Raw genomic sequence first — 20,697 nt, 5'->3', positions numbered from 1 at the left:
CAGTCTAGCAGGCGCTCTGATCGCTGCACCCGTCTTTTTCATTTTTTCACTGATACCGTCCGATAGATGGGCGTATCCTCCCGGGCGGAAAATGGATATACGAAAGAGGAATGGAAGCCCGCGCTGTACTGCCTGAAGGGGTGGATCAGGACGGCGGCTTTTTATCCGCTTCAAGCGCGGCCTCAAGGTCGGCTTCGGTGGGGAAACCGATGATGATGCCCGCCCTTGCCTCGTTCAGGTCTGCACCGCGCCTTTCGATCTCGGCATCCGAAATGGTCGTGCGCTGGCTGATACGGCGGGTCCACTGGGAGAACAACGCCTGAAGGCGGTCGCATTCATGTACGAAATTGGGATTGCCGCCCAGATCGTTGAATTCATCCGGATCGGTTTCCAGATCAAAGAGCATCGGGCGGAACCCTTCGGCAAAGATGTATTTCCAGCGCCCGTCAAACAGCATCGTCAGTTTGGCATCCGCGACGCTGACGCCAAGACGACGGCGGACCTGACGCATGGAATAATCATATTCAGACACCACAAAATCGCGCAGAGCTTCCTGTTTGCCGTGCATCAAGGGGCGCAGGGACTTGCCCTCGATGATATGCGGCACCTCTTGTCCGCCGAAATAATCGAGAATGGTGGGGGCCACGTCGATCGCCTCCACCAGTGCATTTGACACCGTCCCGCGCGTGGCATCTGCCTCCGGGCTTGGGTCCATGACAATCAGCGGTATGCGCGCCGATGGATCGTGAAACAGCTCTTTTTCGCCAAGCCAGTGATCGCCCAGATAGTCGCCGTGATCCGAGGTAAAGACGATCAACGTGTCATCCCTCAGGCCCTTGGCGTCGAGAAAGGCCATCAATTCGCCCATCTGATCATCGATCTGTTTGATCAGGCCCATATAAGCGCCGATCACCTTGGTGCGCGTGGTCTGGTTGGTGAAGGCTTTGGAAACGCGCTCTTCCATGAAAGCGCCGAACACCGGGTGCGGGTCATCCTTTTCCACGTCATGGCGCAGCACGGGGGAATGTGTTTCGGGCGGGTACATGTCGTGATAGGGCGCGGGCACGATATAGGGCCAGTGCGGTTTGATATAGCTGAGATGCAGGCACCATGGGGTGTCGCCAGCCTCTTCAATGAAATCCATCGCGCGGCGGGTGATATAGGGGGTTTCGCTTTCCTCATCGGCGGCGCGCGCCTTGAGATCGGAATTATCGAGGAACCAGCCGCTGAGGATATTGCCATCCTGATCCTCACCGCTGTTGGCCACGCTGTCCCACGGGTTTTCATCCTCCCAGCCGCGCTCCTTCATGAAATCATCGTAGTTCTTGTTGCGCTTGCCATAGGACGTGCTTGGGTGCAGCCCGTCGTCGCGCTCATAGGGCTCAAACCCACTTTCCGCCACCAACGCCCCGATGGTGCTGTCGGGTGCTAGGCCAAGGCGCTTCATGCCTTCCGCATCGGCAGCCATATGTGTCTTGCCGCAAAGAGCCGTGCGCACACCCAGCGGGCGCAAATGATCGCCCAAGGTCATCTCACCCACCTTCAGCGGGATGCTGTTCCATGTTGAGCCATGCGAGCTGACGTAGCGCCCGGTGTAAAAGGACATCCGCGATGGACCGCAGATGGGCGATTGCACATAGGCCCGGTCAAAGCGCACGCCGCGTTTGGCCAGCGCGTCGATATGGGGTGTTTCAAGGCCCGGATGCCCCGCGCAGGACAGGTAATCCCACCGCAGTTGATCACACATGATGAAGAGGACGTTTTTTGTCATGAGAGTTTCCGGGTTCTGCAGATCATTGAAAACAACAGGAATGGCCGGGGCTGTGTGCGCGCCGGCCAGACCGATTAGCCTTTGGCGGCGTCCGGGATGGCCACACCCATCTCGCTCAGGGCGCGCAGGGCACCGGGGTGCAGGGCGAGGTTGATGTCCTGCACGGCACCTTCGGGGGTGATCGCCCGCAACCACGGCGACCCATCGCCCGCTTCTTTGACCCCGGCGTAGAAGGCCTTGCTCATCTGATAGATCATCTCCTCGTCCGCGTCCTGATTAGTGACGATGCCCACAGTCACGCCAAGGGTCGTGACATCCTCTTCGTTCATCTGATTGTCGCCGTAAGCACCCGCGGGCAGTGTCGCCGCGCTGAAACCCGGACGCCCTACAAGGGCCTGCACCCCTTCGGTCTCGAGCGCCTCTGAGGGAATGCCGAGGAAGCGGATTTCGTTGGTGACGGCGATCTGCGTCAGGGCCGGGCTGGGCGCGTTGGTCGGGTTGCAATAGACGTCGATGTTGCCATCCTGGAAAGCAGCGGCAGCAGCGTCCCAACCAAGGCTGACCGCTTCGTAATCCGTGCCCGCTTCGAGGCCAGCAACCGCTTTGAACAAACGTTGCATGGTCGTATAGGCCGCACCGCCGGGCGGGCCGAGAAAAACGCGCTTACCAGCGATCTGATCCATGGACGTGATGCCGGAGGATCCATAAACCGCAATGTGATAAACCCCCATTGGGAAGTTCAGCACCGTGCGCAGGTTCTTGACCAGTTCGGGGGCTTGTTCGATTTTCTCATACATCGCGGCCTGACGGCGCATCAGCGCATGAATCACCGGCGAGGACATGCAGAAATCGCTGCGGCCCATGGCCACTTCAAGCACGTGGCGGGTCGCGGCACCGGTCGCGTTCAACTGGATCTCGTAGTCCGGTAGCGCCCCGTTCACGATGTTTGCAAAGGTCGTCATCACAAGGTTAGGGCTGGTGCCCGGTCCGAGTGTCGACATGCGCAGCAACTCCTTGGCAAAAGCGGCACGCGGCAAGGCCGCAAGTGCAGCCGCACCTGCCGTGCTTGCCAACAGGGAGCGGCGGGTCAGGTTTGGGGGTGTCATGGGTCGTTCCTCCTCTGGATCAAGTATTTTCGGGCGTCATGAAGGTGCCGAACCTGACGACGGACCACAGCGCAAAGGTCGCAGCCACAGCAATCCATGACACATAAGCTCCTAAGAACAAGAGCGCGAAAGCGAGGGCCAGCCCGATGGGCGCAAAGCGTGCCTTGCCCTTGGCCGGGTAACAGGCGCGCGAAATATGCAGCACGGCAAGTGTGACAAACAGGATCGATTGTGCCGATTCCATCAGCGGATAGCCGGTGCCGAGCAACATTGCGGGCTGATAGATAAAGGCAAAAGGGATCACAAAGCCGGGCAAGGCCAGCCGGGAGGCCTCAACAGCGGTGCGCATGGCCCCGGCCCCCGCAATTGGTGCGGCGGCAAAGGCGGCCAGTGCAACTGGCGGGGTCACAGCCGACAACACGCCGAAATACAGTACGAACATATGCGTGTGAATGATTGGCACGCCAAGCTTTTGCAGCGCAGGGCCCATGACCAGCACGATGATCAGATAGGCGGGCACCGTGGGCATCCCCATGCCGAGCAACAGACAGGCCAAGGCCATGAGCAGCAGGGATACCGCCAGTTGCCCGTCGGCATAGCTGCCAACAAGCGACGCGAACCGCAGGCCGACACCGGTCAGGTTCAAAATGCCGATGATGATCCCCACGGCCCCCACGATGACCACCAGCTGGGCGGAAATCATGCCCGCTGAACGGATGAACTTGATCCAGGACGGGATGTCGGTCAGCAGGCTCGGCTTTAGCGCGAAGCCGAAGACGATGGCGAAGGCCACGCCGATAAAGCCCGCATAGGCGGGCGAAGACCCCCCGACCATGGCCACGACAATGGCTGTCAGGGACAGCATGAACACAATGATCTGCGCGACCTCGCGCCATGCAAAATTCATCTTGGGCTGTGCGGAGATATCAAGATCCATGTCGCGCGCCGCACTGGACGTCGCCATGAACAAACCAACGTAATAGAGGATCGCCGGAACCGCAGCCGCCACACAAATCGTCAGATAAGGCTGGCCTGTCACGTCGGCCATGATAAAGGCAACCGCGCCCATGATCGGGGGTGTGATCTGCCCCCCGCTAGAGGCTGCGGCCTCAACTGCGCCTGCGAAATGCGGTTTGAAACCGCGTTTCTTGATCAACGGAATGGTGATGACCCCCGTGCCGACCACATTGGCCACCCCACTGCCCGAAATCGTGCCGAACAGACCGCTGGCAATCGTTGCCGCAGCTGCAGGGCCGGACCGCACGCGCCCGGTGGCGGCCAGCGCCAGTTTCACCAACACCTGATCAATGGTCAGGAATTCCAGAATAGCCCCGAAGATGATGAAGATAAGAATGGTCGAGACGACCGTGGCCATCGGACGTCCGAAAACACCGTCGAAAGAATACCACAGAACCTGAATCAATTCCTCAGACGTCATACCCGCATGGCGCATGAAGCCCGGCGCGAACTGCCCGAATGCGCCATAAATCAAAACAAAACCCGCCACGCAGGCCATGACCATGCCGACAGAACGGCGGGTCAGTTCGATCACGGCGATCAAACCCAAAGTGCCCAGCCAGATATCTGCGGATGTCAGAAAATAAAGGCCGGTTTCAATTTCCGCAGCGGCGCGAAAGTACTGATAGACCGCAACGCCGAGAAAGGCCGCCGTGATGAGCGCCAGCAGTTTTCCCACAGGGCTGCCGCTGCGCTCGATCTGAAAGAGCAGGATCAGCAGGCCACCGACCAGCAACATGCCGACCCGAAGGTAGGATTCGCTGAAGACACCAAAGACAGAGACGTAGAAAACGACGACGATAATCAAACCGGACAATGCCAGGCTCAATCCCGTCACGGATCTTGAAAGCACATTCTGCACAGGTCCCCTCCTCCTCGGTCTGCGGCAAGCCTTTCTGCCCGGCCACGGCGCACCACAATATTAACTAGACACACATCCCTTTTAGGTCGAACATGCGTTTCACTAGGTGGAACGCGTGGTCAAACTAAATCGCTCTGTTGAACGCAGTATGAAAATACTCGAAGTTGTGTCGAGTAATGGCGTGTGTTCATTGGTTTTTCTGGCGGATCAGACGGGTTTGCCCAAAGCCACGATCCTGAGAATTTGCGCAACGCTGGTCAATCAAAGATGGCTGACCCAGAGCCGCAGCGACAGTCGGTATCGTATTGGGTCCCGGTTCCCGCGCTTGAGCGCCTACCCTGATTCGATAGATGCGCTGGTCGAGGCCGGAAGCGCAGAAATCATGGAATTATCCAAGGCAACCGGGCTGGGGGTGGATCTTGCGGCCGCGATCGGAAACGGGCGGGTCGAGATTGTCGATACGACCCGACACTATGGCCGCCATGGTATCTTTCCCGATTGTATCGGCTACCGCCCCTCGCCTTTCCGCTCGGCTTTGGGCTGTGCTTTTCTGGCCGCCTTGGGACCCGGAGAACGGATGGAATCCTCCGACAAACTGAGCGCGAGCCTGAAAGGCAAAGACCGCGATGCCGCCGCGCAACTGCCGGATAAACTCAAAGATATCCGCGCGCGCGGCTTTGCCAGCCGGGAACATGGCTATTGGGGGCGCGCGGTGGACTATGGCGGAATTCCCAGCGCGATCAGCGTTGCCATCCGCGCCAGCGATCAGGTCGTGGGGGCGCTGAGTTTGGTCTGGCTCGCCGAAAGGCGCAGCGTGGATGATGTAGCGCAGGCGCATCTTGTGCAACTGAGCGCGGCAGCAGATGCCATTGGCACTCAATTCGCCGTGAACCTTGATCTGGGCGATCTGCCACAATCCTGAGTTATGGCGTCTGACAAGATACTTGGACCATCGCAGATCACCTAGAGCGTCTGACGAAATACCTGAAATATCACGTATCACGTAACGCGTTGAAATCCTTGATGTCAGATGGCGCTAGGTGTTTCAGGTTTTTCGCATGACGCTTTATGGCGCCTCTTCAGCCCCGAGGAACGCCTGCGCCTGCGGGCCGGTCTCAAAGATATGCGTGCGCGCGTCGGGAAAGACCTTTCCCAGTTTCATCCGCATGAAGGCCGATCCGGAATAGCGCGAAACCTTTGCGTAATACCGTTCTGTCAAGCGGTTCACCATGTCGGCCCAGTTGCTTTCGAGCGCTTCGTCAATACGAAAACCATCATAGTTCACGATGACATCAACCCGCTTGCCATGGGCCTCGCAGGTGCGGGCGACCGCCGTTCTGACCAGATCGATTTCGTCTTGTGTGCGGATGCGCATTTTCTCGAAGTTGAGAAATAGCTGGCCGAGCTTGCTCTCGATCGCCACGCGGTCCGGCAGATCAAGGTGCAACAGGTCGGTGCGCAGGCCCATCTCCTGTGTGCGGAAAATGCGCGGGTCCATGAGGCAGATTTCATCTACAATCGGGGGCACGTCCATCAGGCTCAAAATATCACGCTCCAGATCAATGCCGGGGGCGATTTCGATCAGTTTCAATCCGCCAGCGGTCAGTTCGAACACGCACCGCTCGGTCACATATAAAACCGGCTGACCCAGCCGCGCCGCGCGTACGCCCGAAAACGAAATCTGCTCGACATGATCGAGGAATTTGCGCGCCCTGCCCTCTTGGCGGATCTCGACCCCATCCGCGTCGATCTGCACATCCAGCCCCTGCGCGCTGAACGTGCCGGCAAACACAACGGCGCGGGCATTCTGACTGATGTTGATGAACCCACCCGCACCTGCAAGACGCGGCCCAAAGCGGGAGACATTGACGTTGCCAATAGCGTCCGCCTGCGCAAGCCCCAGACAGGCCAGGTCAAGGCCGCCGCCATCATAGAAATCAAACTGGTTGTTCTGCGGGATCACCGCGTCGGTGTTGACCGCCGCACCGAAATCAAGTCCCGAAGCCGGTTGCCCGCCGATCACGCCCGGCTCGGCGGTGAGCGTCAGATGCTCCAGCAACCCTTCTTCGGCGGCGACGGAGGCCACGCCTTCGGGCATCCCGATCCCAAGGTTGACCACACCGTTCACGGGCAACTCAAACGCACAGCGCCGCGCGATCACCTTGCGCGCATCAAGGGGCATGACCGGCAATTCACCCCGAGGCGGTTTGATGCGGTTGGTGAAGGCCTGACTGAAGGCGGTGCGATAAGTCTGCAGATGGTTTTCCGGGCGCGCGATAACGACGGCATCCACCAGAATACCGGGGATATGGACGTCGCGGGCGGGCAATGTCCCCGCCTGCGCCACACGTTCGACCTGCACGATCACCACGCCGCCCGCATTGTGCACCGCCATGGCTTGCGCCAGATTGTCGATGGTCAGCGCCTCGCGCTCCATCGTGACATTGCCCACCTCATCCGCCGTCGTGCCGCGCAGCAAGGCGACCGTCAGCTTCTGTGACGGGTAGAACAGGACTTCCTCGCCGCCGATCTCCATCAGTTCAACCTGCGGCTCTGTCGATATCTCGTTGATCGCACCACCTCCGTTGCGCGGATCGACAAAGGTCTCAAGGCCAACTTTGGACAACATGCCCGGCTTGCCCGCCGCAATGTCGCGGTAAAGCTGGCTGATCACACCTTGCGGCAGGTTCCAGCCTTCGATCTTGCCTTGCGTGGCCAGCGTCGCGACCTTTGGGATCAGCCCCCAGTGCCCGCCGATAACACGTTTCAACAGGCCCTCATGCCCCAACCGGTTCAGGCCGCGTTCCTTGCCATCCCCCTGCCCTGCGGCAAAAACCAACGACAGATCGCGCGGATGACCTGTTTGCACAAACCGATCTTCGACAGCGGCCAGCAGTTCATCCGGGACACCTATGCCAACGAAACCGGAGGTCGTGACGCAATCACCGTCCTTGATCAGGGCGGCAGCCTCGGACGGCGAAACGACCTTGCTCGCCTTCATGCCGCTGCCCACGCGCTCTCCAAGGCCAACGCAATGCCGATGGTTTCTTCCGCCGAAATCGCGCCGGTGATGACAGACCTTTTGCCGGTTCGTTCAATCATATTCATTTCCTCGGTGCTGTCTTGGGTTTCCGAATGCACTTACGCGCGGCTAGCCTGCACCGTTCGGCAGTGTTTTTGAGACTTCATCGTCCACCTGCGGTCGGCGTGTCGCGCCCGGTTGTGTATCGAGAACATCATGCAAACGCTCCATCAGGGTATTGAACTGATCCCGCTCCGCATCCGAAAATGTGCTCATCAATGCGTTTTCAAATGACAGGGCCGCAGGAACAATCCCGTTGAACACATCCAGCCCCGACGCGGTCACTTCGATCTCAACAAGGCGGTGGTCGGCATCGCAAGTGGATTTCGCCAGAAGCCCCGCCTTTTCCAGCTTGGTTACCGCGCGGCTGACACTCGGCTTTTCAAGATAGACACTGTCGTGAATTTCGCGAACGGACATCTTTTCGCGGCGCGCAACATGGACCAGAACCCGCCATTCAGGCGTCGAAAGACCGTATTCCGCGCCATAGACCTTCGAGAGCATCTTGGAGATGCGCGATGACAGCACCGACAGTTTGTAAGGCAGGAATTCGGACAGGTTGAAATCACTTGAGGTCATGTAAATCCGGCACCTTCGATTTCGTTGCATATGAAATGATCTTGACTCATTTTTCCACAAAATGATAATCGTTGCAAGTGAAACGAATTTGAACCACCTGTCAAAGCGGAATTGAACGCACCATTATTCGCATCGGTGCCGACCACTTGAAACGTGAGGAGACATGCCATGAAAGACGCAGATATCAGCCCTTTGGTTCAGGCCGACGGCGGACTGACAAACCCCGGCTACATGCCCGGATTTGGCAATGATTTCGAGACCGAAGCCCTGCCCGGTGCCCTGCCCCAAGGCATGAACAGCCCGCAAAAATGCAACTATGGGCTATATGGCGAGCAGCTTTCCGGCACGGCATTCACCGATGTGCGCCCCGAACGCACGTGGTGTTATCGCATCCGCCCGTCGGTCAAACACAGCCACCGCTATGAAAAAATCGACCTGCCGCATTTCCGCTCCGCTCCGGACATCCACCCTGATGTGACCTCTCTGGGTCAGTACCGCTGGGACCCGATCCCGCATACGGATGAGCCGCTCACATGGCTGACGGGGATGCGCACCATGACGACGGCAGGTGACGTGAACACGCAAGTGGGCATGGCCAGCCACGTCTATCTGGTGACCCAATCCATGCAGGACGCCTATTTCTTCTCTGCGGACAGCGAGATGCTTGTCGTGCCACAGGAAGGCCGCCTGCGTTTCGCGACCGAATTGGGGATCATCGACCTTGAACCCAAGGAAATCGCGATCATCCCGCGCGGTCTGGTCTACCGTGTGGAATTGCTGGACGGGCCTGCGCGCGGCTTTGTCTGTGAAAACTACGGCCAGAAATTTGAACTGCCGGGCCGGGGTCCGATTGGTGCGAACTGCATGGCCAACCCGCGTGATTTCAAGGCACCGGTTGCCGCCTTTGAGGACCGCGAAGTGCCCTCGACCGTCACGGTCAAGTGGTGTGGTCAGTTTCACACTACCAAAATTGGGCAAAGCCCGCTCGACGTGGTGGCGTGGCACGGCAACTACGCGCCCTACAAATACGACCTGCGCAATTATTGCCCGGTTGGCGCGATCCTGTTTGACCACCCCGACCCGTCGATCTTTACCGTGCTGACCGCGCCGTCCGGCCAGCCGGGCACCGCGAATATCGACTTTGTGCTCTTCCGCGAACGCTGGATGGTGGCCGAAGATACTTTCCGCCCGCCATGGTATCACAAGAACATTATGTCCGAAATGATGGGCAACATCTATGGCGAATACGACGCCAAACCACAGGGCTTTGTCCCCGGCGGTGTGAGCCTGCACAACATGATGCTGCCCCATGGCCCCGACCGCGAGGCGTTCGAGAAAGCGTCCAACGCGAACCTCGGCCCTGACAAGCTGGACAACACAATGTCCTTCATGTTCGAAACCCGCTTCCCACAGCAACTCACCCAATTCGCGGGCAAGGAAGCACCGCTGCAGGACGACTACATCAACTGCTGGGCGGACATCGAAAAGAAATTCGACGGCACACCGGGTAAAAAGTGATCACCATGCTGACGCTCTATTCCTATTGGCGGTCGAGCACATCCTACCGCGTGCGGGTGGCGCTGAACCTCAAGGGGCTGTCATATCGGACAGTCCCGGTCGACCTTGTGGCCGGAGCGCAGCGCGCGCCCGACTATGTGACGAAAAACCCCAGCAAAGCTGTGCCGACGCTGGTGCTGGAGGATGGCACCGTTTTAACCCAATCGCTGGCAATCCTCGATTATCTCGAACATACCGCGCCCGACCCCGCCCTTTTGCCAAGCGATCCGTTGCAGCGCGCAAAGGTGCTGGCGGCCGCGCAGATTATCGCGTCAGACATTCACCCGGTGAACAACTTCAAGGTGATGAGCCGCCTGAAATCCCATCACGGGTTCACCGGTGATGCCGCCGCCGCTTGGATGCGCCACTGGATCAGCGAGGGGCTTGAGGCCTATCAGGCCCTGCTGCCGGATGCTCCGACGTACAGCTTTGCGAACACACCGCAGCTCTGCGACCTGTGCCTTGTTGCACAGCTTTACAATGCACACCGCTGGGGCGTTGACCTGACGTCCTTTGCCCGCCTGCGCGACGTCGAAAAGCAGGCGCTCAAATTGCCGGCCTTTGACGCCGCGCGCCCCGAAAACCAGCCAGACGCAGCCTGAAGGAACCCCCATGACACAGCTCATCCAATCTTGGGTTGAAAGCGCAAATTCGCCCGAAACCGACTTCCCCCTCAACAACCTGCCCTATGGCGCGTTTCACGTCGCGGGCGGTGATCTGCACGCAGGCGTCGCCATCGGGGATTACATTCTGGATGTGAGCGCGCTGGAACAGGCCGGTCTGCTTGACCTGCCCGAAAGCGGTGTCTTTGCACGCGGCACATGGAATGACTTCATGGCACTTGGGTCCGATGTCTGGGACAGCTTTCGCAAACACCTGACTACCGCCTTGAGCAAAGGTGCCGCCCAGAAAAGCGCGTTTGAAACGCATCTTATTGCCATGGCCGAGGCCACGCTTGAGATGCCGTTCACCGTGACAGAATTCACCGACTTTTACGCAGGCCGTCATCACGCCTTCAACGTCGGCAGCCTGTTCCGCGACCCGGCCAATGCCCTGCCGCCAAACTGGCTGCACATCCCCATCGGCTACAATGGCCGCGCATCATCCGTTGTGGTCAGCGGCACCGACATCACCCGGCCCAACGGGCAGTTAAAAGCGCCTGACGCCGAAATGCCGGTGTTCGAGGCGTCAAAACGGTTTGATCTGGAACTTGAGATGGGCGCCATCGTCGGCAAACCCTCCAAAGGCCGCGTGAGCGTGCAGGAAGCCGATGACATGATTTTTGGCTACGTCTTGCTGAACGACTGGTCCGCGCGCGACATTCAGGCGTGGGAATACCAACCACTCGGGCCGTTTCAGGCCAAGGCGACGGCGACCACGATCAGCCCGTGGATTGTCACCAAAGCCGCCCTTGAGCCGTTCCGTGCCTCGACACCGCCGCGCGAGAAGGAACTGCTGCCCTACCTCACCGAGCCCGGCCCGATGCTCTATGATATCGACCTCGAAGTAGGCCTTGCGCCAGAAGGTAAATCCGAGACGATCCTGTCGCGCACGAACTACAACGTCATGTATTATTCGCCAGCCCAGCAACTGACCCATCACACCACCAGCGGCTGCCCGATGCGGGTCGGCGATCTATTGGGCTCCGGCACGATCTCGGGACCGGAAAAGGCAAACCGAGGCAGTCTGTTGGAGCTTAGCTGGGCAGGTAAGGAACCGCTGACGCTGGACACCGGCGAAACGCGCACTTTCCTTGAAGACGGCGATACCCTGACCCTGCGCGGGGCTGCCAAAGGTGACGGCTACCGCATCGGATTTGGTGAGTGCGCAGGCACCTTACGCCCGGCAGCTCCACTGGACTGAAGAGACGTGGCCTTGCGCGCCGATCCGTCTGAGCACTCATGATAAGGTAACGCCCGGTGGTCTCAGACCCATGGGGCGCTATGGTTTCATCGAGGCCGTACAACCCCGGTTGGTAATACAAAACACACACCACAAAAGGGGAATAGACGGATGAAATGCCCTCAAAATCACTGATCTCCCGGCGGCATCTGCTGTTTGGGGCTTTTACCATCTTCACCCTGCCGACGTATCTGCGAGCGGCCCCGCAAACGCTCTCTGCATTGCAGAGCGGCGGGCACGTCATCTATTTTCGCCACGGTGCGACCACATGGTCGGGGGTCGATAACATCAACTGGCCCCGCGCGCGGCAACGGCTTTTGTCGGGGGCGGGGATTGAACAATCGCGCATGATCGGCGACGCGTTCAAACGCCACGCCATCCCGGTCGGCGCGGTCTTGGCCAGTCCCTTTGCACGCTGCCGCGATATGGCAGAGATTGCGTTTGGCCGCGTCGAGGAGCGGATGGAACTCCTTGGTCTTTTGTCGGATGAACAGGGTCGGGCAGCCCGGATCGCATACCTTCGGGACAGGTTGCGCCTGCCGCCGCAAGACGGAGCAAACCGCATCATCATTTCGCACACATCCAATATCGCGACGGTCGCCAACGTGCGATTGGCCGAAGGAGAGGGTGTCATAATACGCCCGAATGGTTCGGGTTTTACGGTTCTGGAAACACCAATGCCTCAAGACTGGTGAGGGCAGTCAGCCCCCACCTTAGCCCTCGCCGCGTGCTTTTTGCAGCAGCGCGCTCAACTGCTCCAATTCGTCTTTGGACAGGTGCTGCAGCTGTCCAATGTGCAGATCAACCAACGGCTGGTCGATCCTGGCAAGCAACTCCTTGCCTTTTTCGGTCAAATGGCTGCGCACAATGCGTCGGTCCGTTTCGTCATGTTCACGCCTGACCCATCCATCGCGCACCAAGCGATCCATCAGGCGGGTGACGTCAGCCCGGGGATCGGTCATCTGTTGACTGATCTGCGAAACGCTCGCGCCGCCATCGCCGCCCCGCCGGATCGCCCGCAGCGCATTGTATTGCCTGCCGGACAACCCGAACCCGGCCAGCAAGTCACTGACGTCCTGCCCAAGCACTTGGGATGTGCGCATCAGATTGAGATACGCCTGTTGCTCTGGCACATGGCTTCCCGTTTCCGCCACCACGAGGTCTGGTGTCTTGAATGCATCCATTTTCCGGCGGGACATCGCGTCTCACATATATGTTATCGACAATAGCTGTTGTAAACGTATATATAGACTAGCTTTGTTTTGTCGAGCAGCCAATGAACCGGCTGAATGTTATTGACGTGATACGGGGGCAGCATGACGGGTGCGCTTACGAAGATAACGAGAAGCTATCTGAGCATGCTGGCCGGCGGTGCGGTCATCACGTTTTGCGCGGGTGCCCTTCACGCAGCGCAAAATCAGCAACCACCTGATTACTCAACACTCGGCGCAGTACCTTTTACGTCCGCGAATGCGCCATCCGCCGTGCGGGCATCCGAGACGATGCTGACGATACAAGGGGGCCCTTACACGCTGGGTCGTAATGACGGTCCAGCCATTGAACGCCGCGCGCATAGCGTGACGTTGGAAGGGTTCCGCATGGATCGTACCGAAGTAACCAACGCGGCCTTTGCGGAATACCTGAACGCGCTCGATATTCAGGTCTTGGTGGCGTTTGAGGCAGGCGGCGTCTCCGCCAAACACTTGTCTCAGAGCGGGATTGCCCTTCTGACTGAGGGACGCAGCGGCAGTGGTCTTTACCCCCTCATCGCACTGGATGATGATCAGGCGCGGATTGGTCACGACACGGATAGATTTGTGCCAACCGAGGGCTATGCAGACCATCCCGTAGCGGAAACAACTTGGGCAGGCGCACGCGCCTATTGCCACTGGCGCGGAGCACGGCTGCCCACCGAAGCAGAGTGGGAAGCGGCGGCGCGGGGTTCGGATGCGTTTCTCTACCCTTGGGGAAACACAGCACCCGACCCAACCCGCGTTTTCACCTCCGGGCGCACTGGTGTCACAGGCGCAGTTGGCGGTCGTCCTGCCGGGGCTTCGCCACTGGGCGTGCTTGATCTGAGTGGATCGCTGGCCGAATGGACCTCAAGCCTGTTGCGGGCCTATCCCTATGACCCAAAGGATGGCCGCGAGGATAACACTCTGGCAGGTGAGCGCGTTACCAGAGGAGGGGATTACATCTACGATGCCGACGCCGCCACGTTGACCGCAACCCATCGAGATGGGTTTTCGAACGCGTCCGAACGCGGCCATCGCCATATTGGTTTTCGCTGCGCCGCAGACCTGCAAACAGATCAAGGGTAACTGCCCTAAATCCATCTGGTATCATCGCAAAGCAAACGATTTTCTGACGTAAGAGGCTCATCCATGTCAAGATTTTACGATACACCTGAACGATACAGCCTGATCTCTCGCACTCTGCACTGGGGTATGGCCCTCCTCTTTGCAATGCAGTTTGTAACGGCAGCGCTGCGATGGGCCCTGCCCCGTGAAGATCCGCTGCGCGAGTTTTTCTGGGCCTATCACGCACCGCTCGGAACCACCCTGTTTTTGCTGATGCTGCTGCGCGGCGCATGGGGATTGATCAACCTGAGGCGACGGCCTGCGCCGCACGCGGGACTGATCGGGCGCGCGGCTCTCGCAGGTCATCTGGCGATCTATACTCTGATGGTGATTGTGCCGACGCTCCGTCTGATTGCGGCGGCGGGCAGTACGCGCGGGTTCAGCTATCTCGGCATTGAGATATTTGCGCCGCGTGAAACGAAAATCGCCTGGATGGACGCAATGGCGGAATGGCATGGGGAGCTGGGCTGGATCCTGGGCCTGCTTGTGCTTGGTCACATCGTCATGGCGGTCGGCTGGCATCACCTCGTCAAACGTGACGGAACCTTGCAGCGGATGACCTGAACGCGGGCGCGTTATCCCCCACACAATCATCAGGTGAGGAAACATCGCTCACTTCAGACGTGTTGCTGAGATAAGCGTTTCATGATCGCCTTGTGCTGTCCTGCCGGGATGTCACGCTCTGTGACCAGTGCGCGTGATGCAGCGCTAAATCCGGCATCCCGCTTGCTGCATCAAACGGCGTAACGAGACTTGAGGATCGCCTCTGCATATTCGTCGCTTTTCTTGCTGTCGTGCACGATCCCGCCGCCGACGTTGAGCGTGGCAGTTCCGTCATCGTTGCAGACAACTGTCCTGATGGCGACGTTGAACTCCATCGACCCGTTGGGAGCGATCCAGCCGATGGAGCCACAATATGCGCCGCGCGCCTCGCTCTCGAGCGACCGAATGATTTGCATCGCTCTGATCTTTGGCGCGCCGGTGATTGAACCGCAGGGAAACAATGCCTCAAATATATCATACAATGTGGTTTTCGGCACTATCTGGGCCGTGACGCGGGACGTTAGCTGATGCAATGTTGCATAGGTTTCGACTTTGAACAGATCCGGGACTTTAACGCTGCCTACTTCAGCCAGTTTACTGACATCATTGCGCAAAAGGTCCACAATCATCAGGTTTTCTGCTTGATTCTTCTCAGATTTTTGAAGCCATCTCGCCTGTTCGGTGTCCTCTTGCGGTGTCTTACCGCGTGCGGCAGTCCCCTTCATCGGCTTGGTTTCAAAGTGCCCGCTTTCGTCGATGGCAAAAAACAATTCTGGTGACCGGGACAAGAGCATCGGCCCCCCGAGATCCACAAAAGCACCATGAGGGACCGGTTGTTTGGCACAAAGATCACGGTAGAGCGCGATCGGCGGTTCAGCATATCGGGCGGTCAGCGGAAAAGTGAGGTTGGCCTGATAAATATCGCCAGCCGATATGAGTTTCTGAACTTCGCAAAAGGCGGCAGAGTATTGTGCTTCGTCCCAAACCGGGTCCAAATCCTTTAATCGCGCAGGCTTCAAAGGCTGGGCGAATTCGGCCGGGGATGGCGCATCAAAGACGCCGAAACACAGCAGCGGCACCGTTCTGTCGACGGGTATCAAATCGCTCAATTTATGCGAAAACACATAGCCCAGTTCGTAGCTCGCGTATCCAGCCAGCCAATGCCCTTGCGCCTTTGCTTGTTCCATCGCAGCAAATGCATCGGTCACATCTGCAGCTGTGTCAGCGCGGATCGTATGAAGGGGGTCAACAAACGCGCTGGCCCCTGAAAGGGGACCGTTATCAAAGATGACCTGTCGTGGGACAGAACGGCTTGCCAAGTCTAAAAATCCGCCGCGATGCGCAGGTTGCGCAAGGGCCTTACGATGTCGATAGCCTTGAGGTACAGCGGATGGGCCTTATAGGCCGACAGCGCCTCATTGCTTGCGAACTCTGCATAGACGACAACGTCGACTTCGCTCGACAGCGCATCATCACGGGTGTTCTGGCGCACCTCAAAAACCTCTGAGTGCGGGATATCCGCCAAGAGCGATAACCCGTCGATGATACGGGGCAGATCGACCTTATCCTTGGCGCTGAAAAAGACGACATGTCGAATGTTGGGACGGGGTGGCATAAAATCTCCGTATGGTTCTTGAATCGCTCACCGAATGGCGCAAGCCTTAGCTGCAACAGGCGGGCACTTCTAGGGCAAAACCCCGATGCAATCCGCTGTCCGGGTACAGAAAGATGCGGCCATTTGTCCGCCGGATTTGACGACTTGTATTCAGGCGATGCGCGCGGACGATGGCGCGCCTTTTGCCCTTGTCAGAACACGCCACGTTTCGGGTGAACCCTTCGTGTAAAACAATCGGCTCGTTATTGCATCGGGTGACATTTCCGGCCCGCGCGACAGACGCATCTTTTCCTAGAAAAGACACCTTCATGGGGCCGCAAACAGCGCAGGTTCATGTTTTACCCGTTGCAAATCAAACGGTTAGCACATCAGCCCAGATCATTCAGCGGCAACAGCAGCGACCGGGGTCGGCGTGTAGTTCAGGATGGGTGCAAGCCATCTTTCCGCCTCCTCCGTCTCCATGCCTTTGCGCGCGGCATAATCCGCCACCTGATCGCGTTCCACCTTGGCCACGCCAAAGTAATAGGCGTCAGGATGGCCGATATAGAGCCCTGATACCGAAGAACCGGGCCACATGGCCATGCTTTCCGTCAGTTCGACCCCGGTATTGGCTTCGGCCTCCAGCAGGGAAAACAGGGTCAGTTTTTCCGTGTGATCGGGCTGGGCCGGGTAGCCGGGCGCGGGGCGGATGCCGCGATAGGGCTCACCCACCAGTTCATTCGGGGCAAACCCTTCGTCGGGCGCATAGGGCCAGAGTTCGCGGCGCACCCGCTGGTGCAGCATCTCCGCCATGGCCTCGGCAAACCGGTCGGCCAGCGCTTTGACAAGGATCGACGAATAGCTGTCGTTTGCCTCCTCGAACTTTTTGGCCAGGACGGCCTCCTCCGGGCCTGCGGTGACGACAAAACCACCGACATAATCTGGTGTCCCAACAGGTGCGACAAAGTCGGACAGGGCCATATTGGGCCGCCCCGGGCGTTTGGCGTGCTGCTGGCGCAGGGTGTGCAGCGTGGCCAACTGCGTGTCCCGGTCCTCGCCGGTGAAGAGGTGAATGTCGTCACCACGCGCATTGGCCGGCCAGAACCCGGCGACAGCACGGGGGCCGAACAATTTTTCATCAATGATCTGTTTCAGCATCGCCTGCGCATCAGCAAAGAGCGCGCGCGCGGCCTCTCCCTGCCGTTCGTCCTCAAGGATTTTCGGGTAAACGCCTTTCAGCTCCCAAGTGCGGAAAAACGGCGTCCAGTCGATGTATTTCGCAATCTCTGCGAGATCCCAATCCTCAATTACACGGGTGCCGGTGAAGGTCGGCGCGGGCACGGTGTAATCGCTGAAATCAATCTGCATGGCATTGGCCCGCGCGGCGGCCAGCGGCACACGTTCCTTGGCACGTTCGGAGCGTTCATGGCGCTCGATCACGCTCACATATTCGTCGCGAATGCCCTCGATATAGCCATCGCGGCTCTCGGGATTGAGCAGTTTGCTGACCACACCCACAGCCCGGCTGGCGTCCAGCACGTGGATCGCCTGATTTTTGGTGTAGCGCGGGGCAATCTTGACGGCTGTGTGCACCTTGGATGTGGTCGCCCCGCCGATCAGCAGCGGGATGTCATAGCCCTCCCGCTCCAGTTCGCTGGCCATATGTACCATCTCATCAAGGCTCGGCGTGATCAGACCGGACAGGCCGATGATATCCACGTTTTCCGCCTTGGCGACTTCAAGGATTTTCTGCGGCGGGACCATCACACCCAGATCAATGATCTCGTAATTGTTGCAGGCCAGCACGACACCCACGATATTCTTGCCAATATCATGCACATCGCCTTTGACCGTCGCCATCAAGACCTTGCCCGCCGCCTCGTGCCCGTCCCCGCCATTCAGGCGTTTTTCCTCTTCCATAAAGGGCAATAGAACGGCCACCGCCTGTTTCATCACACGGGCGGATTTCACCACCTGCGGCAGGAACATCTTGCCCGCCCCAAACAGATCGCCGACCACGTTCATCCCCGCCATCAGTGGCCCTTCGATCACATGCAGCGGACGCGCGGCCTGCAATCGCGCCTCTTCGGTATCGGCGTCGATGAATTCCGTGATGCCGTTGACCAGCGCATGTTCCAGCCGCTTTTCAATGGACCACGCGCGCCACGCCAGATCGCGCACCTTTGCCTCGCGCGCACCGCCCCTGAAGCGTTCGGCCATATCAAGCATCCGCTCGGTCGCATCGTCGCGCCGGTTGAGAACCACGTCTTCGCAGGCCGCGCGCAGGTCGGGATCAATCTGGTCATAGACGGCCAACTGGCCCGCATTGACAATGCCCATATCCATGCCCGCCTGAATGGCGTGATAGAGGAAAACCGCATGCATCGCCTCGCGCACCGTTTCATTGCCGCGAAACGAAAATGACAGGTTGGACACCCCGCCCGACACATGCGCATGGGGCAGATTTTGGCGGATCCAACGGGTCGCCTCGATAAAGTCGACGCCATAGTTATTATGCTCTTCGATGCCGGTGGCCACGGCAAAGATGTTGGGATCAAAAATGATATCCTCGGGCGGAAAACCGACCTCCTCCACGAGGATACGGTAGGCGCGGGCGCAAATCTCGATCTTGCGGGCGGCGGTATCGGCCTGCCCCTCTTCGTCAAAGGCCATGACGACAACAGCGGCGCCATAGGCCAGACAAAGCCGGGCGTGATGGCGAAATTCCTCCTCGCCCTCTTTCATCGAGATGGAATTGACCACGGATTTACCCTGCACACACTGCAGGCCCGCCTCGATCACCTCCCATTTGGAGCTGTCGATCATGACGGGCACGCGCGCGATGTCGGGCTCGGACGCGATGAGATTGAGAAATTCGATCATCGCCTGTTTGGAATCGATCAGCCCCTCATCCATGTTGACATCAATGATCTGCGCGCCGTTTTCCACCTGATCGCGCGCCACATCGAGGGCTGCGGCATAGTCGCGATTGGTGATCAGCTTGCGAAACTTGGCAGAGCCGGTGACGTTGGTCCGTTCACCCACATTCACGAAAGGGATGTCGGGCGTGAGGACAAAGGGTTCAAGCCCGGAAAGGCGTAAATACCGGGTCATGCCGCTTGCTCCTTTTCCAACTGGCGCGGCGCAAAGTGGGCGACCGCTTCTGCAATGGCGCGGATATGCTCAGGCGTGGTGCCGCAGCAACCGCCGACCACATTCAACAACCCCTCTTGGGCGAAACCGGCCAGTTGTGTGGCGGTCTCTTCGGGGCCCTCGTCATACTGCCCGAAGGCGTTGGGCAGCCCAGCATTGGGATAGGCGCAGGTCAGCGTGTCAACCACGCCCGCAAGCTCCGCCATATGCGGCCGCATCGCGCCCGCCCCCAGCGCGCAGTTCAGCCCCACGGAAAACGGTCGGGCATGCGCCACCGAATGCCAGAACGCCGTCGGCGTTTGCCCCGAAAGCGTGCGGCCGGATGCATCAGTGATCGTGCCGGAGATCATAATCGGCAAGCGGATGCCCTGCGCCTGAAACGCCTCGATCGCCGCAAAAATGGCCGCCTTTGCGTTGAGTGTATCGAAAATGGTTTCAATCAAGATCAAATCCGCGCCCCCGATGATCAGCCCCCGGATCTGGTCGCGGTAAGCAAGGCGCAAACCATCAAAGGTCACCGCGCGATACCCCGGATCACTCACATCCGGGGACAAAGACGCGGTACGGTTCGTTGGGCCAACGGCCCCCGCCACATAGCGCGGCTTGCCATCCTGCGCCGTGGCCCGGTCCAGCGCGCGCCGCGCAACGCGCGCCGCCTCCACGTTCAGATCATGGACGGCAGCCTCAAGACCGTAATCGGCCTGTGCAATCGCGGTTGAGGAAAACGTATTGGTTTCGACGATATCCGCGCCTGCGATGGCGAAATCATAGTGGATTTGTTCGATCGCCTGCGGCTGTGTCAGGGTCAGCAGGTCGTTGTTGCCCTTTTGCGGAAGGTCCGTCGCATGCGCGCAGGGCGTGCCGGTTCCGTGACCGGTATAATCATCCTCCCCAAGACCGAGCCCCTGGATCATCGTGCCCATGGCGCCATCCATGATCAGGATACGCTCGCGCGCGGTCGCGTTCAGTGCGTTGACGCAGTGATGATCGTGTAAAGACATGGCGGCCCCCAAGTTTTCGTTGCCGCTACCTACCAGCATCTCAATTATTAGTATAATTCATATTCTTCAGATTCATTATGAGTTACTCGCAGATATTCACGTGACGCCCGCATATATCCGCCACCACTGACGCCCGAAAAACTTGGCGGTGAAACCTGATTGCCCCGGAT

At 58.9% G+C, this 20,697-nt stretch carries 17 protein-coding genes; 7 read left to right on the top strand and 10 right to left on the bottom strand.

Annotated features, from left to right (window positions below; translation table 11 throughout):
- Positions 1-145 precede the first annotated feature (145 nt).
- The 3 genes from K5Q35_RS18745 to K5Q35_RS18735 form a co-directional block, all read right to left on the bottom strand.
- The gene (locus K5Q35_RS18745) at positions 146-1,771 is read right to left on the bottom strand and encodes an alkaline phosphatase family protein (protein ID WP_220800937.1); all 1,626 of its coding nucleotides are present in this window, start codon (positions 1,769-1,771) and stop codon (positions 146-148) included.
- 74 nt (positions 1,772-1,845) lie between these two features.
- Positions 1,846-2,877 (bottom strand): TAXI family TRAP transporter solute-binding subunit, encoded by a 1,032-nt coding sequence (locus K5Q35_RS18740; RefSeq protein WP_220800936.1) that lies wholly within the window; start codon positions 2,875-2,877, stop codon positions 1,846-1,848.
- A gap of 19 nt (positions 2,878-2,896) precedes the next feature.
- Positions 2,897-4,756: a TRAP transporter fused permease subunit gene (locus K5Q35_RS18735; protein WP_220800935.1), complete on the bottom strand. Its 1,860-nt coding sequence runs from the start codon at positions 4,754-4,756 to the stop codon at positions 2,897-2,899.
- Positions 4,757-4,871: 115 nt separating this feature from the next.
- On the opposite strand from K5Q35_RS18735, the gene K5Q35_RS18730 reads away from it, so the two are divergent.
- A complete protein-coding gene (locus K5Q35_RS18730) occupies positions 4,872-5,678 on the top strand; it encodes an IclR family transcriptional regulator (protein WP_220800934.1) in 807 nt (268 codons plus the stop codon).
- Positions 5,679-5,822: 144 nt separating this feature from the next.
- Here K5Q35_RS18730 and K5Q35_RS18725 read toward each other — a convergent pair whose 3' ends face one another.
- Together K5Q35_RS18725 and K5Q35_RS18720 are read right to left on the bottom strand one after the other, a co-directional pair.
- Positions 5,823-7,757, bottom strand: coding sequence for an acyl CoA:acetate/3-ketoacid CoA transferase (locus tag K5Q35_RS18725; protein ID WP_220800933.1), 1,935 nt, complete (start codon positions 7,755-7,757; stop codon positions 5,823-5,825).
- A 150-nt stretch (positions 7,758-7,907) separates the two neighbouring features.
- Positions 7,908-8,417: a MarR family winged helix-turn-helix transcriptional regulator gene (locus tag K5Q35_RS18720; protein ID WP_220800932.1), complete on the bottom strand. Its 510-nt coding sequence runs from the start codon at positions 8,415-8,417 to the stop codon at positions 7,908-7,910.
- 168 nt (positions 8,418-8,585) lie between these two features.
- Between K5Q35_RS18720 and hmgA the strand changes: the two genes are divergently transcribed.
- The 4 genes from hmgA (at position 8,586) to K5Q35_RS18700 (ending at position 12,571) form a co-directional block, all read left to right on the top strand.
- A complete protein-coding gene (gene hmgA / locus K5Q35_RS18715) occupies positions 8,586-9,935 on the top strand; it encodes a homogentisate 1,2-dioxygenase (protein WP_220800931.1) in 1,350 nt (449 codons plus the stop codon).
- 5 nt (positions 9,936-9,940) lie between these two features.
- Complete coding sequence (maiA, locus tag K5Q35_RS18710) at positions 9,941-10,576, top strand: maleylacetoacetate isomerase (RefSeq protein WP_220800930.1); 636 nt, start codon at positions 9,941-9,943, stop codon at positions 10,574-10,576.
- A 10-nt stretch (positions 10,577-10,586) separates the two neighbouring features.
- The gene (gene fahA, locus K5Q35_RS18705; protein ID WP_220800929.1) at positions 10,587-11,837 is read left to right on the top strand and encodes a fumarylacetoacetase; all 1,251 of its coding nucleotides are present in this window, start codon (positions 10,587-10,589) and stop codon (positions 11,835-11,837) included.
- 155 nt (positions 11,838-11,992) lie between these two features.
- Complete coding sequence (locus K5Q35_RS18700; RefSeq protein WP_220800928.1) at positions 11,993-12,571, top strand: histidine phosphatase family protein; 579 nt, start codon at positions 11,993-11,995, stop codon at positions 12,569-12,571.
- An 18-nt stretch (positions 12,572-12,589) separates the two neighbouring features.
- On the opposite strand, the gene K5Q35_RS18695 is transcribed toward K5Q35_RS18700, so the two are convergent.
- Positions 12,590-13,075, bottom strand: coding sequence for a MarR family winged helix-turn-helix transcriptional regulator (locus K5Q35_RS18695; RefSeq protein ID WP_259650593.1), 486 nt, complete (start codon positions 13,073-13,075; stop codon positions 12,590-12,592).
- 117 nt (positions 13,076-13,192) lie between these two features.
- Between K5Q35_RS18695 and K5Q35_RS18690 the strand changes: the two genes are divergently transcribed.
- A complete protein-coding gene (locus tag K5Q35_RS18690; protein ID WP_220800927.1) occupies positions 13,193-14,197 on the top strand; it encodes an SUMF1/EgtB/PvdO family nonheme iron enzyme in 1,005 nt (334 codons plus the stop codon).
- Positions 14,198-14,260: 63 nt separating this feature from the next.
- Positions 14,261-14,800, top strand: a complete 540-nt coding sequence (locus K5Q35_RS18685) for a cytochrome b (protein ID WP_220800926.1) — start codon at positions 14,261-14,263, stop codon at positions 14,798-14,800.
- Positions 14,801-14,970: 170 nt separating this feature from the next.
- Here K5Q35_RS18685 and K5Q35_RS18680 read toward each other — a convergent pair whose 3' ends face one another.
- From K5Q35_RS18680 to K5Q35_RS18665, 4 genes are all read right to left on the bottom strand, one after another.
- Entirely contained in the window at positions 14,971-16,098 is a 1,128-nt protein-coding gene (locus tag K5Q35_RS18680; protein WP_220800925.1) for an aminodeoxychorismate synthase component I, read from the bottom strand.
- 2 nt (positions 16,099-16,100) lie between these two features.
- Complete coding sequence (locus K5Q35_RS18675; protein WP_220800924.1) at positions 16,101-16,394, bottom strand: Dabb family protein; 294 nt, start codon at positions 16,392-16,394, stop codon at positions 16,101-16,103.
- 378 nt (positions 16,395-16,772) lie between these two features.
- Positions 16,773-19,487: a methionine synthase gene (gene metH / locus K5Q35_RS18670; RefSeq protein WP_220800923.1), complete on the bottom strand. Its 2,715-nt coding sequence runs from the start codon at positions 19,485-19,487 to the stop codon at positions 16,773-16,775.
- Complete coding sequence (locus K5Q35_RS18665; protein WP_220800922.1) at positions 19,484-20,527, bottom strand: homocysteine S-methyltransferase family protein; 1,044 nt, start codon at positions 20,525-20,527, stop codon at positions 19,484-19,486. Before K5Q35_RS18665 ends, metH begins: the two co-directional genes overlap by 4 nt.
- Between the last annotated feature and the right edge of the window lie 170 nt (positions 20,528-20,697).

The sequence above is a fragment of the Roseobacter sp. OBYS 0001 genome, assembly GCF_019654895.1.
GTDB classification, from domain to species: domain Bacteria; phylum Pseudomonadota; class Alphaproteobacteria; order Rhodobacterales; family Rhodobacteraceae; genus Roseobacter; species Roseobacter litoralis.
Note: the sequence above shows the minus strand (reverse complement) of the source record. Positions and strands in the feature narration are given on the sequence as shown.

What these genes read in the sequence shown, in the direction of transcription:
- hmgA (WP_220800931.1), top strand. Translation starts at nt 8,586, where the DNA reads ATGAAAGACGCAGATATCAGCCCTTTGGTTCAGGCCGACGGCGGACTG.
- K5Q35_RS18690 (WP_220800927.1), top strand. Translation starts at nt 13,193, where the DNA reads ATGACGGGTGCGCTTACGAAGATAACGAGAAGCTATCTGAGCATGCTG.
- maiA (WP_220800930.1), top strand. Translation starts at nt 9,941, where the DNA reads ATGCTGACGCTCTATTCCTATTGGCGGTCGAGCACATCCTACCGCGTG.
- K5Q35_RS18725 (WP_220800933.1), bottom strand. Translation starts at nt 7,757, where the DNA reads ATGAAGGCGAGCAAGGTCGTTTCGCCGTCCGAGGCTGCCGCCCTGATC.
- K5Q35_RS18740 (WP_220800936.1), bottom strand. Translation starts at nt 2,877, where the DNA reads ATGACACCCCCAAACCTGACCCGCCGCTCCCTGTTGGCAAGCACGGCA.
- K5Q35_RS18665 (WP_220800922.1), bottom strand. Translation starts at nt 20,527, where the DNA reads ATGTCTTTACACGATCATCACTGCGTCAACGCACTGAACGCGACCGCG.
- fahA (WP_220800929.1), top strand. Translation starts at nt 10,587, where the DNA reads ATGACACAGCTCATCCAATCTTGGGTTGAAAGCGCAAATTCGCCCGAA.
- K5Q35_RS18720 (WP_220800932.1), bottom strand. Translation starts at nt 8,417, where the DNA reads ATGACCTCAAGTGATTTCAACCTGTCCGAATTCCTGCCTTACAAACTG.
- K5Q35_RS18675 (WP_220800924.1), bottom strand. Translation starts at nt 16,394, where the DNA reads ATGCCACCCCGTCCCAACATTCGACATGTCGTCTTTTTCAGCGCCAAG.
- K5Q35_RS18745 (WP_220800937.1), bottom strand. Translation starts at nt 1,771, where the DNA reads ATGACAAAAAACGTCCTCTTCATCATGTGTGATCAACTGCGGTGGGAT.
- K5Q35_RS18685 (WP_220800926.1), top strand. Translation starts at nt 14,261, where the DNA reads ATGTCAAGATTTTACGATACACCTGAACGATACAGCCTGATCTCTCGC.
- K5Q35_RS18695 (WP_259650593.1), bottom strand. Translation starts at nt 13,075, where the DNA reads ATGTCCCGCCGGAAAATGGATGCATTCAAGACACCAGACCTCGTGGTG.
- metH (WP_220800923.1), bottom strand. Translation starts at nt 19,487, where the DNA reads ATGACCCGGTATTTACGCCTTTCCGGGCTTGAACCCTTTGTCCTCACG.
- K5Q35_RS18700 (WP_220800928.1), top strand. Translation starts at nt 11,993, where the DNA reads ATGCCCTCAAAATCACTGATCTCCCGGCGGCATCTGCTGTTTGGGGCT.